The organism is Paraburkholderia terricola, from assembly GCF_003330825.1.
Lineage (GTDB): Bacteria > Pseudomonadota > Gammaproteobacteria > Burkholderiales > Burkholderiaceae > Paraburkholderia > Paraburkholderia terricola.
Map to the genome: position 1 here is coordinate 1424812 of NZ_CP024942.1, position 14832 is coordinate 1439643.

Annotated in this window: 8 protein-coding genes and 1 rRNA gene; 7 read left to right on the forward strand and 2 right to left on the reverse strand. The window is 63.5% G+C overall.

What is annotated here, in order from left to right; translation table 11 throughout:
* Positions 1-16: 16 nt before the first annotated feature.
* From CUJ90_RS24925 to CUJ90_RS24945, 5 genes are all read left to right on the forward strand, one after another.
* Entirely contained in the window at positions 17-898 is an 882-nt protein-coding gene (locus CUJ90_RS24925) for a DUF1175 domain-containing protein (RefSeq protein WP_422879727.1), read from the forward strand.
* Positions 895-5712: an alpha-2-macroglobulin family protein gene (locus CUJ90_RS24930; protein ID WP_114164133.1), complete on the forward strand. Its 4818-nt coding sequence runs from the start codon at positions 895-897 to the stop codon at positions 5710-5712. Before CUJ90_RS24925 ends, CUJ90_RS24930 begins: the two co-directional genes overlap by 4 nt.
* 10 nt (positions 5713-5722) lie before the next feature.
* A complete protein-coding gene (locus CUJ90_RS24935) occupies positions 5723-7501 on the forward strand; it encodes a DUF2300 domain-containing protein (RefSeq protein ID WP_073432042.1) in 1779 nt (592 codons plus the stop codon).
* Between the two features lie 98 nt (positions 7502-7599).
* Positions 7600-8397 (forward strand): YfaP family protein, encoded by a 798-nt coding sequence (locus CUJ90_RS24940; protein ID WP_073432053.1) that lies wholly within the window; start codon positions 7600-7602, stop codon positions 8395-8397.
* Between the two features lie 269 nt (positions 8398-8666).
* Complete coding sequence (locus CUJ90_RS24945; RefSeq protein WP_073432043.1) at positions 8667-9197, forward strand: hemerythrin domain-containing protein; 531 nt, start codon at positions 8667-8669, stop codon at positions 9195-9197.
* A gap of 116 nt (positions 9198-9313) precedes the next feature.
* Here CUJ90_RS24945 and CUJ90_RS24950 read toward each other — a convergent pair whose 3' ends face one another.
* Complete coding sequence (locus CUJ90_RS24950) at positions 9314-9757, reverse strand: PRC-barrel domain-containing protein (RefSeq protein WP_073432044.1); 444 nt, start codon at positions 9755-9757, stop codon at positions 9314-9316.
* Between the two features lie 268 nt (positions 9758-10025).
* On the opposite strand from CUJ90_RS24950, the gene CUJ90_RS24955 reads away from it, so the two are divergent.
* Complete coding sequence (locus CUJ90_RS24955; protein ID WP_073432045.1) at positions 10026-10409, forward strand: hypothetical protein; 384 nt, start codon at positions 10026-10028, stop codon at positions 10407-10409.
* Between the two features lie 69 nt (positions 10410-10478).
* Here the strand turns inward: CUJ90_RS24955 and rpoD are convergent, their stop codons facing one another.
* A complete protein-coding gene (gene rpoD, locus CUJ90_RS24960) occupies positions 10479-12476 on the reverse strand; it encodes an RNA polymerase sigma factor RpoD (protein ID WP_073432046.1) in 1998 nt (665 codons plus the stop codon).
* A 782-nt stretch (positions 12477-13258) separates the two neighbouring features.
* Here rpoD and CUJ90_RS24965 point away from each other — a divergent pair.
* Positions 13259-14791: ribosomal RNA gene (locus CUJ90_RS24965) — 16S ribosomal RNA — on the forward strand.
* The last annotated feature ends 41 nt before the right edge of the window (positions 14792-14832 follow it).

Below are 14832 nucleotides of genomic sequence, written 5' to 3' on the forward strand. Positions count from 1 at the left end.
CGGCGTGGCGTTTGCGATGGAGGCGAGTGGGCCTCGGCGCATCGTCGCGGCGCGTGCGGCCTCAACGCAAACCCCCGCAGCGCAAACCCCCGCAGCGCAAACCCCCGCAGCGCAAACCCCCGCAGCGCAAACCCCCGCAGCGCAAACCCCCGCAGCGCAAACCCCCGCAGCGCAAACCCCCGCAGCGCAAACCCCCGCCCACGACACACCTGTCATCGCACGCCGACTCTGGCTGGCACGCACTGCCTCTGCATTCGCACTAGCGACCCTGGCGCACCACGCCCACGCACTCACCGGCACCGCCGCCACGCCTGACCCCGACAGCCTCTCGCCCCGGCAATCCGCCGCCTTTCGCGCATGGTTCGCGCGCATCGTCGACCAGCAACTGCGGCGCGGCCCCACGCCACGCTGGACGCAGCGCGATTGCGCGGGCCTCGTGCGTTTCGCTGTCGGCGAGACGCTCAAGCCGCACGACGGCAAATGGCTGCGTGCAAACGGCATGACCAGCCTCGCGGACACGAGCAGCATGCCGCCCGAACTGCAACTGTCCGCGTCGCAGCGCACAATCGCCAATCGCTGGACCCAGCTCGACGGTTCAACCGGCGCCTACGCGTCGGCGATCGCACTGATTCAACGCAACAGCCGTTTTGTTTCGAAGGACGTGAACCAGGCGCTGCCCGGCGACCTGCTGTTCTTCGACCAGGGCGACGACCAGCATCTGATGATCTGGCTGGATCGCTACATCGCTTATCACACTGGCACCGTTACGCCGACCGATACCGGTCTGCGCGCCGTGGCCGTCTCCGACCTGATGCAATGGAAAGATTCCCGCTGGCAGCCGCGCGACGGCAATCCGAATTTCGTCGGCGTGTTTCGTTTGGACTTTCTGACACCATGACCCGAATGAATTCCGTCACCGCGTCGAGCGGCTGGTTTGGCAACGCGCGGCGGCGCATGGCATTCACGTTGGCCGCGCTGCTCGCGTTCATGACGCTCGCCATCGCACCGGCAGCGTATGCGGACGACGCAGCCGAGTCCAACATCGCCGCGAACCCGACGCTGCATCCAACGCCGTCGAGCAACTTCGCCTCGCAGAAGGTGGACGGCCAGCCGTTCTTTCTGCTCTCGGACGCGAGTTTCGGCAGCGATCAACTGGCGCAGGTGCGTCTCGAAGCGCCGGGCCGCGATTTCAAGGACGCGCTGCAAGCGTATGGCGGCGCGGACATCGTCGTGTATCGCGTGCCCAAACCGCTCGACTTCTTGAAGGCGCAAAAGAATCTGCACCGGCTGAACGTCGCGCCGAATTATCAGGGCGAAGGACTGGCGAACACGCTCGCGTATCTATGGGACCGCTGGTTCAGCGAAGCGCGCCGCGCATGGCAGCGCGTGTTGTCGTTCGCGACGCGCAGCAAGGCGACCGAAGCCGCGCCGCAATTCAAGCTCGGCGAACAGACGGGCAAGCCGACGCAGTTCGAGCAAAACTCGCAGTTCGCGCCGCTGCAAGGCTATGACATGGTCGCGCGTTTCCGTTATCCGATCTGGGACGCGAAGGTCATCCAGCCGCCGAAGGGCGTGAACCTCGAAGGCAGCAGCAGTAACTTCATTGAAGCCAGTTCGGGCAACGTGATGATCCCTGTCGGCAAGCTGCCGCCGGGGCTGTATATCGTCGAGGCGGTGATCGGCAACTATCGCGCGCATACGCTGCTGTTCGTGTCGGACACGGTCGCGGTCGTGAAGGCGGCATCGAGCGGCATGCTGGTGTGGACCGCGCGGCGCGATAACGGCAAGCCGGTTGCCAATACCGAGGTGAGCTGGACCGATGGCGTCGGCGTATTGCAAAGCGGCGCGACCGGCGGCGACGGTGCGCTCATGCTGCAACACGTGAGCCCCGAGCGCAGCTATGTGCTCGGCACCGATCCGCGGGGCGGCGTGTTCGTCTCCGAGAATTTCTACTACGACAGCGAGATCTACAACACCAAGATCTACGCGGTGACCGACCGTCCAATGTACCGGCCCGGCGATCCGGTGCATGTGAAGTTCATCGGCCGCACGTTCCAGAACGCGACGCAGTCGTCCGCGCCCGCCGAGGCCGACGTCAAACTCGACGTGCTCGATCCGAACGGCGCGCCGGTGGCGACCAGCAAGGTGCATTTCGCGTCCGCGACGGGCGCGGAGGCGTCGTTCACGCTGCCCGCCGATGCCACCGCCGGCGGCTACACGCTGCACTTCGATTACAACGGCGATGTGTACGGCAGCGCGTTTCGCGTCGCCGACTATGTGAAGCCGCATTTCGACGTGAACCTGTCGATGGACAAAGCCGATTACGCCACCGGCGAGCCGCTGAAGGGCAAGATCCAGTTGCGCTATCCGGACGGCAAGCCGGTGCGCGACAGCAAGATTTCGCTCACGCTGCGCGCGCAGAAAGTGACGATCGTCGACGGCGAATTGCGGTACGCCGGCTTGTTCCCGGTCAAGCTCGAACAGCAGGAGTTGAAAACCGATAGCGAGGGCAACGCAAGTCTCACGCTGCCGGCGGCGAAAGAGCCGAGCCGTTACGCGTTGACGCTGTTCGCGCAAGACGGCGCGGCGTACAAGGTGCGCGTGACACGTGAAGTGCTGATCGCGCGCGGCGCGACGCCGTATCGTCTGTCGACGGCGAAGTCGTTCTCGCAGCCGAAGGAAGCGGTCAGCTTCGAATTGCAAGCGCTCGGTGCGCTCGATCCGTCGTCGCATGCGCCGGCAAGATGGGAATGGACGCGCCTCGAATCGCAGACGCACGGCGAAGGCGCGTTGAAGAGCGGGGCGGCAAGCGGCAAGCTCTCGTTCCCGGTGCAATTCGACCAACCGGGTTCATACATGCTGTCGGTCAAGGACGACACCGGCAATCTGCTCGCCGCCGCGAGCCACTGGGTCGCGGGCGATGGCCTGAAGGCGATTCCGGGCAGCGTCGAGATCGTGTTCGATCGCGACAGGTACAAGATCGGCGACACCGCCGAAGCGCTGATCACGTTCCCGATGCCCGTCGACGATGCGTTGCTGACGCTCGAACGCGACAACGTCGAGCGCCGCGCGTTGTTGACGGCGGGCGGCGACTGGCTGCAACTTCAACGCGTGGCGCCGTCGCAATGGAAAGCGCGCATCAAGGTGAGCGACGAGTTCGCGCCGAACATGACCTTCTCGGTGCTCTACGTGCATGCGGGCGAGTACGTGTTTCAAAACGCGGGCATCGTGGTCGCGCAGCCGCAAATCGAACTGAACGTGAGAAGCGACAAGCCGGTGTACGGCCCCGGCGATACGGTGACGCTGAACTTCGACAGCACACTGAACGGCAAGCCGGAAGCGGCGAACCTGACCGTGAGCGTGGTCGATGAAATGGTGTACGTTTTGCAGCCGGAAATCGCGCCGAACATCGTCGACTTTTTCTATCATCCGCGCCGCAACAACGTGCGCACTTCGTCGAGCCTGTCGTTCATCACGTATGACCTCGCGCGTTCGCCGTTGAAGGGCGCGCCGGGCGGCCCGCAACGCGCGAACTACAACGAGCGCGGCGTGAAGGTGCTGGAGCGGCCGCGCCGCGACGATCAGGACACGGCGGCGTGGGAAGGCAATCTGAAAACCGACGCCAACGGTCATGCCGCCATGACCTTCAAGATGCCCGACTCGCTGGCGCGCTGGCGCATCACCGTGCGCGCGGCGGCGCCGAACGGCATGGTGGGTCAACGCACCGCTTACGTGCGCTCGGACAAGGCGCTGTATCTGAAGTGGAGCGGGCCGACGCATTTTCGCGTCAACGATCAGCCGGCCATCGACATGATCGCGTTCAACCAGACCGACACGGAGATGGACGCGCAATGGCTGGTCGACGGCGGCGGTCTCTCGTTGAATCAGAAAGTCACGCTCAAGCGCGGTGCGAACTATCTGCGGCTGCCGGGCGGCGCGCTGAAGGCCGGCGTGATCAATGCGACGTTGCGGCGTGCGGATAAAGACGTGGACCGCTTGCAGACCACCATCAATCTCGATGCGGGCGGCTGGCTCGATCTGCATCAGAACACCGTGGCGCTCGACGGTTCGAACAAGCCGCTCAATCTGCCAACCGACGCTCAGGATGTGAGCGTGCGGTTCATCGGCAACGCGGCGAGTCAATTCGCGCGCGTCGCCGACGATCTGATCGACTATCCGTACGGTTGCGCCGAACAGACTTCGAGCCGCCTGATTCCGCTCGCGCTCGCTCACGATGCGCTCGGCCGTGGCGACAACGCGAGTTCGACGCAAGGGCTCGACGCGCTGCTGCGCAATCAGCGGCAGCGTCTTGCGATGCTGGCGGGCGTCGGCGGCACGTTCGGCTGGTGGGGCGACACAACCGGCGGCAGCGCGCTGATGACCGCTTACGCGTATTACGCGGACTGGCTCGCGAGCCGCAGCCTCGGCATCGGCCTGCCCGCGGGCAACTGGCAGCACGCGATGGACGTCTATCGCGATGCCGGCGCGAAGGAACCGCTGCTGCATCGCGCGCTGGCGTTGTGGTTCATGCAGCAGATGGGCTTGCCGGTGGCTACGCCCGTGTCGGGCGTCGCCGCCGATTTGCTGAGCGATGCGGCTGCGATGTCGGGCAACGCGAACAACGCGGGCAAGGCGCCCGCGCGCAGCGGCGCGTATGGCGCGTCGGACAGCATCGTGTTCGCACAAGCCGATTCGCCGCGCGGCAAGCAGATGGCGACGCTGCTGGTGGCCGGCATGGCGCGCGGCACGGGCGCTCAACTGCCGGAAGCTTTCGACGCAGCCGCGAGCGCCGCACGCAGCGCGTTGAGCAACGATCCCGCGCCGCTCGTGCAAAGTCTGCTTTACCTGACGGGCGATGGCGGCGCCGCGATCGATGCATCGACGTTGCTCGCGAAAAGCAGCGCCGATTACCCGACGCTCGATCGCGCATTGACGCTGCTGTGGCTGCGCAAGGCGCTCGGCGGCGAGGCGGCGCCGGCTTCGCCGCCGTCGTTGCAAGGAGTGGGCTGGACGCGCACCGCGACGCCGACCGGCGCACCGCTCTGGAAGTGGACCGGCACAGCACGCCCCGAAGGAAATCCCGTTGGGGGACTACCCGCCACACTCGATGCCGGCGCCACTCGCACCGACGTCAACGCACTCGTGTCGTTCCGCAGTCATACGAGCGAGGACAGCCGGTTGAACATCACCGTCGAACGGCGGTTCTACAAGCTGGAACCGCTCGACGTGAAGCCTGATCCGAAGAAGCAAGCCGCGCCTGAAAGCCAGTTGGGACGCGCCGCGTTCACCGCGCGTCTGATGAAGCAGGGCGATGCGATCGACAGCAACGCGCTGTATGTGGACGAAGTCACGCTCACGCCGCGCTCGGGCAACGCCTACCACTACGGTCTGCTCGACGTGCCGCTGCCGCCGGGCGGCAATGTCGAGGCGACCAGCTGGGGCGTGTCGATCGACGGCTTGCCTGGCGCGAAGGAAGGCGGCAGCGGTCCGCAGCCGTTCCAGCGCGTCGCTTCGTATGAGATGGGTGAACTGGCGTATCACCAGCCCGTACCGTTGCTCGATCGACCCGTGACGCTGCGGCAACTGGTGCGCTTCGCATTGCCGGGTACGTTCGCGTTGCCGCCCGCGCGCTACTTCCGCATGTATCAGCCGGACGCGAAGGCGTTCGAAGGCGGCAAGAGCGATCGCGTGACGACGCTGCGCATCCAGTAGCGAGGCCGCCATGTTCAGCGCGCTTCGGCACACGCGTGATCGCCTGGCGGCGGTGCTGCGGATCGCGCTCGCCCTGAGCGTGGGCTGTGCCTGCGTCGATGGCGTGAAGGCGTATGCGGCGGCATCGTCGGTTGAAACGCCTGTTGTCGCTTCGGCGCGGAGGCTGCGCTTCGCGTGGTTGCGCGACGGCGAGAGTCAGCTTTGGCAAGTCGATGCGGGGAGCGCCGGCGTCGCCGTTTCGGCGCAGTCCGCGCGCCCCTTGCCGGCGACGCTCGAAACGCCGCTCGGCAGCGTGTGGAAGCTGTTCGTCTACGGCTATCTCGTGGACCGCAACATCGCCACGCCGGATTACACGTGCAGCGGCGGCGATCCCGAAGAAGCGTATTGCTGCATGACGGGCGGCCGCATCGACCGCGAACATGCACTGGTGCAATCGTGCGGACGTTTTTTCGAACCCGCGCGCCTGCAACTCGACGCCGCCGACTGGCGCAAGTATTGGACGGCCGCGCACGCACCCGCGTGGCTGCGCAACCTCCATGCGATGACGCCGACGCAGCGCGTCCCGGTGATCGATCTACTCGCCGCCTTGCAAGCCATGCCCGCGCGGCCGCGCGAAGCGGCGGCGAGCACGCTGGTATCGGTGCTGACGAGCGGACGCGGCGAGGGCACGGTGTCGCTGTACGGCAGCGTATTGCGCGCCAAGACGTGGACGATGCCGGACCCGGCGCGGCCCGGCGCATCCATCGGCGGCGCGGCGGGCTGGCTCGTCGACGGCACGCCGGTGTGGCTGGGCGGCCCGGGCGGCAGCGCGCGCGTGCTCGCCGCCGCCGCGCCGCGCATCGCGCCGCTGCTCACGCAAGTCACCGTGCCGGATGACGGCGCCTGCGTGCTGGTCGATTTTTTCAGCCGTTATCCGATTCGTGAAGTGCTCGGCGACCGCGGGCCGGCGGCGGCGCCGGACGGTCCGCTGCGGGGCGAGTTCCGCGTGGGCTTCGTCAACGGCAATTGGGCGCGCGTGCAAAGCCGCGGCGAATTGCGGCTCGATCGCAGCGCAACCGGAGCGCCGCAAATTGTCGGCCGCTTCGGCATGAACGATTACGTTGCTCGCGTGGTCGAGCGGGAGGGCGACACGAGCCAGCCGGAAGCGGCCAAGGCACTGGCGGTGGCGGCGCGTACCTACGTGGTGCAGCACGGCAGTCACGATCACGGTTGCTTGCGTATCGACGACAGCAGCGGCACGCAGCGCGTTCTACCGCGCGCGCCAGGCGCCGCCGCGCGCCGTGCCGCCGATCTGACGGACGCGCTCGTGCTGACCGGCGTGCCGGTTCAGTATCACCACGACAAGGCGGCAGCGGGGCAGATGAGTTGGCTCGCCGCGAAGGCGTCCGCGCAAGGCGGCCTCACGTTCGACGCGATTCTCGCGCGCACCTGGCCGCAGGCGACGTTGACTGCGTTCCAGAGTCCGCTGTCCGGCGATTGCATCGCGGTGGCCGGCGCGCAGCAATGGCTGCGGCGCAATGCGCCGTCGTGGGCGCGGCGCATGGACGGCGCGGCGGGCTACGAGACGCCCGATCTGCCCGCCGTGTGCGCCGTGCGCGAAGGGCGGCCGTATGCGGACGCGCAGCGCAATCGCGTGTACGTGTATCGCTTGCAGACGGAGGAAGACCGTATCGCGCTGGCGCACGAGTATGTTCACCTCGCGTTCCAGCATCATCCGCGTGGCGTCGATGAGACGTTCGTCGAGCGTACCGCTCGCACGCTGATCCGTACCGACAATCCGATCCAATGAATCACGACATGTGTTCTTTTTCAGTCATGTCGTGCTGGACGCGTTTCAATCAAAACACGCCGGACGAACGGCATGACAGCGGGACAGGAGCGGTAACGATGAAGGTCAAGACGACAGGGTGGGTGAAGGGCGGCTGCAGGGTGCTCGTCGTTGCGTGTTTGCAGGCCGTGCCGGCGGCGCACGCGAGCGATGTCGACTTCGCCGCGCCGTTGAACGGCTGGCGCAACACGGGCGGCGACAACGAGCGTTATACGCAGGACGTGCACTACCCCGCGGTATCCGTGTCGACGCCGGAAGGCCAGTCGAAATTCGCGCTGATCGAAGGACACATCCGCAACGCGCCGAAGAAGAAGGGCAACATGGTGGCGACGCTGGTGGTCGACGGCACGCCGTTGCCGCAGCGCGTGGAGGAAGATGGCAGGTTCTCGCGGCCCTACGCGTTTCCTTCCGGCAGCAACGGCGTCGAACTGCGCGCGCCGGACGGCAGCCGCAAGCGCGTGCAGTTCTACGACGCCTACAGCGGCAAGACCCAGCCGAAGCTGCGCGTGGTGCTCGCGTGGGACACCGACGGCACCGATCTGGATCTGCACGTCGTGTCGCCCGACGGCGCGCATACCTGGTACGGGGAACGCGTCGCGCCGAACGGCGGCGCGCTCGACGTCGACGTGACGACCGGCTATGGGCCGGAGATTTATTCGTCCGCCGCGCCGCTGAAGGGCACGTATCTGGTGTTCGTGAATTACTACGGCAGCGGCAACAGCGGCAGCGACATGACCGTCGCCCAGGTGAGCATCATCACGAATGAAAATACGCCGAACGAAAAGAGCGAAACGATGCGGGTGCCGCTGCGAAAGGCCGGCGAATTGACGCTCGTGAAAACCTTTGTCATGCCGTGAGGCGGCGTGTGTTTGCCGCTCGAGACCCCGGTGCGGTCAGCGGCTCGAATCTCAATTCGCTCAATGACTTGCGCAAGTCTTGCCCAGGATATCCACAGGCTTGCGCACGGTTTCTGTGGACAAACCGACATGGCCGGTCCCGCTGCCGATAGTCCGGGAATGCAAACGGGCGGGGGCAATCGTCGGCGTGCGCGCGGCCACACGACTCCTCGCTTCGGGCATGGCCGATGCTGTGGCAGAAGTGCTGCTGTTCTAACGGGAGAACCGACATGGCACAAGCTGAAACCACTACGAAGTCCGCTACTCAACCGCCGGGCGAGCAAGATGCGCTGGCGCTGCTCGAAGCGGACCATCGCGCAGTCGAGAAGCTTTTCGAGGCATTCGAAAAGGCGGGCGACGATCTGGAAGAGAAAGCGACGCTGGCCCAACGTGCGTGCGAGGAATTGACCGTGCACACGATCATCGAGGAAGAACTGCTGTACCCGGCGGCGCAAGCAGCACTGCCGGAGGACGGCAAGCTCGATGTCGAGGAAGCTTATGTCGAACACTTTCTGGTCAAGACACTCATCACGAAGTTCGAGACGCTGAAAGCCGGTGACAAGGGATTCAATGCGACCTTCAAGGTGATGTCGGAGATGGTGCTGCATCACGTCGAGGAAGAAGAAGGCGAACTGTTTCCGGAGTTGCGGCGCACGAAGTGCGATCTGGTCGCGCTCGGCAAGAAGATCGCCGCGCGCAAGGAAGCCTTGCAGAGCAAGCTCGATGCAGCGGGCAGCCGCTCCGTTGGCGATAAGACGTAAGCGGGTCCGCAAGATTTCCCTTGCCGGATGTCGCGTTGGGACAGGCACTGCGTTTTTTAGAGCAGTGCCTGCGTTCGTATGAAGTTTGTGATCCCCGCTCGCGTTTTTCCACGACGTCAGGCGTCGCAAGTCCAATACGGTGCCCGGTTGTAGTACGCGTGTAGGGACGTGCCCCATTGCGTATCCGTCATCGCCGGCCAGTTGTCCCTATCGAAGCCCGGCGCGCTTCCGATGCGCTCGGCGGGTGCGTCGAGCACGAAGCATTTGTCGTCGGTGTCGAGCGTGAGCGCGTTCCAGGGTATTGCATGGAGCGTGTCGCCCACGCCGAGAAAGCCGCCGCTCGAGAGCACCGCATAAGCGATACGTCCGCCGCGGACGTCGAGCATGATGTCGGAGATCTTGCCGATATATTCGCCGTCCGATGACATCACCTTGTTTCCATCTAGCGTGGAAGCGGCCATCACATCCGGACCGGGACCTTCGCCGATGCCGGTTCCAACGATCTTTGCACCTTGCCTGGCTGCCGCGGGTGCCGGTTCCTTGGGATCGAGCGTGGTCATGGTGTGCTCCTGGGAGAAACCTGGGCACAGAGCGCGCAAGGAGTATGCCCCATGCGCGTCGGCGATCGCGCCGGTAATCTCGGCAACCGTTACTGGTCGAAATTACGCAACCGTCGGCGAGGTGCGGCCGGTGCTCGCGCTTACTGTTCCTTACTGTTGCTCAAGATTCGCGCCGTGGGCGTCGATAGAACTTGTAACCCGCCGTGCTGTTGAACTTCCGCGACGGGTTGGGCAATGCATGCCTTGAGCGAAATGAACGGAGATTGCTATGCAAATCGACAGTGCGTTGTCGTCCACACTGCCGGAACCGGGACGCGCGGCGATGAAAAACTCGCGCGCGGCCGACGATGCGGCGGTTCAAACCAGGGCGACGGCTGAAACGTCCGCGCAGGACGAGGCCGTCCATATCTCTGCGGAGGGCGCGGCAACGGCGGCACAAGAGGGGAAGGCGGTCAACGACGACGCAGCAGGCGATTCAGCGGCAGAAGATGCCGCGGCGCCCAATGTTTCGGCGGTTCAGTCGTTTGCATACGGCACGCTCGGTCTCGAGCGTCCGGACGAGCCTCATGAGGAACACAACGCGTTTTATACGGCGGGTCGTTGGCTGGCAGCGGGAATCACCATCGGCGGGATCATCTCGCTGCTGGTTTGAATGGGTGTCGAGGCGGGTTTGAGGCGGAGGGGGCGCTTGCCGTGCGTGAGGCACGGCAAGCGCTGTTTCTTAGCGGTCGAGGAACGACTTCAGTCGATCGGCGCGGCTCGGGTGCATCAGCTTGCGCATGGCCTTGCTCTCGATCTGACGAATCCGCTCGCGCGTGACGTCGAACTGCTTGCCCACTTCTTCAAGCGTATGGTCCGACTTCGTGTTGATGCCATAACGCATGCGCAGCACCTTCGCTTCGCGCGGCGACAGCGAGTCGAGCGCGTCGTCGATGGCGGCGCGCAAATCGGCTTGCATGGCCGCGTCGGCCGGCGATGACGCCGCCGAATCCTCGATCATGTCGCCGAGCGTGGCGTCGCCGTCGTCGCCCACCGGCGTTTCCATCGACACCGGCTGCTTGGCGATCTTCAGAATGCCGCGCACTTTCTCTTCCGACAGCTCCATGCGTTCGGCCAGCACGGAAGGATGCGCTTCCTGACCGGTTTGCTGGAGGATCTCGCGCGAGATGCGGTTGAGCTTGTTGATCGTCTCGATCATGTGCACCGGCACGCGGATCGTGCGGGCCTGGTCGGCGAGCGAACGCGTGACGGCCTGACGAACCCACCACGTTGCATACGTGGAGAATTTCCAGCCGCGCCGGTATTCGAACTTGTCCACGGCTTTCATCAAGCCGATGTTGCCTTCCTGGATCAGATCGAGGAATAGCATGCCGCGGTTCACGTATTTCTTCGCGATCGAGATCACGAGACGCAAATTTGCCTCGATCATCTCGCTCTTGGCCTTGCGCATCTTCGATTCGGCCGCGACCATCTGGCGGTTGATCTCTTTCAGATGCTTGAGCGGCAGGGAGACGGTTGCCTCGATGTCGATCAGCTTTTGCTGTTCCGCCTGGATCGCCGGCAGATGGCGCTCCAGCGCCGCACCGTATGCCGACGCGCCGCGCGCCGCGCGTTCCGTCCAGCCGAGATCGGCTTCGTGACCGCCAAACGATTCGATGAACTTCTCGCGCGGCATGCCGCTCTTCGTCACCGCGATTTGCAGAATGTTGCGCTCGATCGCGCGAACCTGCGCGACCTGGTGTTGCACGTCGCCACACAGGCGGTCGATGGTGCGCGCCGTGAAGCGGATCTTCGCGAGGTGCTGCTGGATCTCCTCGCGTGCGCGCTGATAGGCTTTCGAGCTGACGTCGCCGCGCGTGTGCGAGGCGTTCATCTGGTCGGACAGCATGCCGACCTGAGCGAAGATCTCGAGGCAGTCGCTCGTGAGTTGCTTCAGGCGTGCTTCGTCGGCAGCCGAGGAATCGGCCGGGGCGATGTCGTCGTCGTTATCGCTGTCGTCATCGTCGCTCGTGTCCGTGTCGACGTCCGCTGCTGCGTCCGGGGCGGCGTTGTCTTCTTCGGCCGCGAGCGTGTCTTCATTCAGACCGTCGACCAGTTCGTCGATGCGCAACTCGCCGTCGGCAACCTGCTGCGCGCTCGCCAGAATCGCGGAGATCGCGAGCGGGCAAGCGGCGATCGCCTGCACCATTTCGTGCAGACCGTCTTCGATGCGCTTGGCAATCGCGATTTCGCCGGCGCGGGTCAACAGTTCGGTTGCGCCCATTTCGCGCATGTACATGCGCACGGGGTCCGTCGTGCGGCCGAATTCCGAATCGACCGTCGACAACGCGACTTCGGTTTCCTCGTCTGCCTGATCGTCCGACACCACGGCAGGGGTGTTCGAGTTGAGCAGCAGCGTTTCCGCGTCCGGGGCCTGCTCGTAGACCTGCACGCCCATGTCGTTGAACGCGCTGACGATGCTGTCGATCGCCGCCGTTTGCGTGAAGTTGTCGGGCAGGTGGTCGTTGATCTGCGCGTGGGTCAGGTAGCCTTGCTCCTTGCCCAACTGGATGAGCGCACGCATCTGGCGCTGACGTTCTTCAGCCTGCTGCGGCGGCAATTCTGCCGCCACGGGGATCGCTTTGCCCGCGCCCTTGCCCTTGGCCGTGCGGCCCGAGGGCGCCTTGGGCGTGTAGCTGGCGGCTTCGTGTTGCGAATCTTCGCGATCAAAAGGGTTCACGTATTCTCCTCTAGAGGCTTCGCTATGAGACGCAAGACGCTACCGTCAGGCGTTTCGAGCATGGCTCAACATCACCTGAGTGACTCAACGCGGTTGTTTGGGTGTGCTCTGGGGAGCAAAAAAGATGAGCCCGCTCGAAGCGGGCCGATAGACATGTGCGAAATTCGCGCGGCTCGCATTATATACGAGCTTGCGCCTTCGCGCGCGTTGTGCGCAGGTCAATTTGTCGTGCACGTTTGTCGCAGGCCCGTTTTCTGGCCCGCCGGCTACGCGGGCAGTTGCGTGTGTGGGTTTTTGATGATGATCGGCGCGCCGTGGTCAAGGGCGAGTCTCTCACTATAGACGAAGTCGTTCGTCCTCACATGCGACAGAGTCGTTTCCGCGATCTCGCTACATATAGACGAGGTGTGTTTGTGGCGACGATTGGCGCTTGCCGGAAAGAAAATTCACCAAAGGGGGTTGACGACGTGTCAGTCGTTCTCCATAATCTCGTTTCTCTGCTGCAGATGCAGCGACGCAGAACGAAGCGGTGCCGGGTGGTTGAAGTGGGCGTCGTGACGGTGGTGAATGCGTAAGCGATCTTTAAAAACTAACAGCCGATAAGTGTGGGCGCTTGATGCGCGGCGCGCGGTGGATTCTTCGGGGTCTGCCGGAAGCGAAAGTATCAAGTCTCACACAGTAATGAAAGGAAGGTTTTCCTGTTGAAAGACAGGATGATCATTCGTCAGTACGTTGAGTGAGCGACCGGTTGGTAAAACAACCGAAAAACAGTAACAGGCATTGAACTGAAGAGTTTGATCCTGGCTCAGATTGAACGCTGGCGGCATGCCTTACACATGCAAGTCGAACGGCAGCACGGGGGCAACCCTGGTGGCGAGTGGCGAACGGGTGAGTAATACATCGGAACGTGTCCTGTAGTGGGGGATAGCCCGGCGAAAGCCGGATTAATACCGCATACGCTCTGCGGAGGAAAGCGGGGGCTCCTTCGGGACCTCGCGCTACAGGGGCGGCCGATGGCAGATTAGCTAGTTGGTGGGGTAAAGGCCTACCAAGGCGACGATCTGTAGCTGGTCTGAGAGGACGACCAGCCACACTGGGACTGAGACACGGCCCAGACTCCTACGGGAGGCAGCAGTGGGGAATTTTGGACAATGGGCGCAAGCCTGATCCAGCAATGCCGCGTGTGTGAAGAAGGCCTTCGGGTTGTAAAGCACTTTTGTCCGGAAAGAAAACCTCTGCCCTAATACGGCGGGGGGATGACGGTACCGGAAGAATAAGCACCGGCTAACTACGTGCCAGCAGCCGCGGTAATACGTAGGGTGCAAGCGTTAATCGGAATTACTGGGCGTAAAGCGTGCGCAGGCGGTCCGCTAAGACAGATGTGAAATCCCCGGGCTTAACCTGGGAACTGCATTTGTGACTGGCGGGCTAGAGTATGGCAGAGGGGGGTAGAATTCCACGTGTAGCAGTGAAATGCGTAGAGATGTGGAGGAATACCGATGGCGAAGGCAGCCCCCTGGGCCAATACTGACGCTCATGCACGAAAGCGTGGGGAGCAAACAGGATTAGATACCCTGGTAGTCCACGCCCTAAACGATGTCAACTAGTTGTCGGGCCTTCATTGGCTTGGTAACGTAGCTAACGCGTGAAGTTGACCGCCTGGGGAGTACGGTCGCAAGATTAAAACTCAAAGGAATTGACGGGGACCCGCACAAGCGGTGGATGATGTGGATTAATTCGATGCAACGCGAAAAACCTTACCTACCCTTGACATGTACGGAATCCTGCTGAGAGGTGGGAGTGCCCGAAAGGGAGCCGTAACACAGGTGCTGCATGGCTGTCGTCAGCTCGTGTCGTGAGATGTTGGGTTAAGTCCCGCAACGAGCGCAACCCTTGTCCCTAGTTGCTACGCAAGAGCACTCCAGGGAGACTGCCGGTGACAAACCGGAGGAAGGTGGGGATGACGTCAAGTCCTCATGGCCCTTATGGGTAGGGCTTCACACGTCATACAATGGTCGGAACAGAGGGTCGCCAAGCCGCGAGGTGGAGCCAATCCCAGAAAACCGATCGTAGTCCGGATCGCACTCTGCAACTCGAGTGCGTGAAGCTGGAATCGCTAGTAATCGCGGATCAGCATGCCGCGGTGAATACGTTCCCGGGTCTTGTACACACCGCCCGTCACACCATGGGAGTGGGTTTTACCAGAAGTGGCTAGTCTAACCGCAAGGAGGACGGTCACCACGGTAGGATTCATGACTGGGGTGAAGTCGTAACAAGGTAGCCGTATCGGAAGGTGCGGCTGGATCACCTCCTTTCTCGAGCTAACGCGTCCAAGTGTTGAGCGCTCACGCTTATC

Excerpts from the sequence above, each read along its gene's own strand:
- CUJ90_RS24925 (WP_422879727.1), top strand. The coding sequence starts at position 17 with ATGGAGGCGAGTGGGCCTCGGCGCATCGTCGCGGCGCGTGCGGCCTCA.
- CUJ90_RS24930 (WP_114164133.1), top strand. The coding sequence starts at position 895 with ATGACCCGAATGAATTCCGTCACCGCGTCGAGCGGCTGGTTTGGCAAC.
- CUJ90_RS24935 (WP_073432042.1), top strand. The coding sequence starts at position 5,723 with ATGTTCAGCGCGCTTCGGCACACGCGTGATCGCCTGGCGGCGGTGCTG.
- CUJ90_RS24940 (WP_073432053.1), top strand. The coding sequence starts at position 7,600 with ATGAAGGTCAAGACGACAGGGTGGGTGAAGGGCGGCTGCAGGGTGCTC.
- CUJ90_RS24945 (WP_073432043.1), top strand. The coding sequence starts at position 8,667 with ATGGCACAAGCTGAAACCACTACGAAGTCCGCTACTCAACCGCCGGGC.
- CUJ90_RS24950 (WP_073432044.1), bottom strand. The coding sequence starts at position 9,757 with ATGACCACGCTCGATCCCAAGGAACCGGCACCCGCGGCAGCCAGGCAA.
- CUJ90_RS24955 (WP_073432045.1), top strand. The coding sequence starts at position 10,026 with ATGCAAATCGACAGTGCGTTGTCGTCCACACTGCCGGAACCGGGACGC.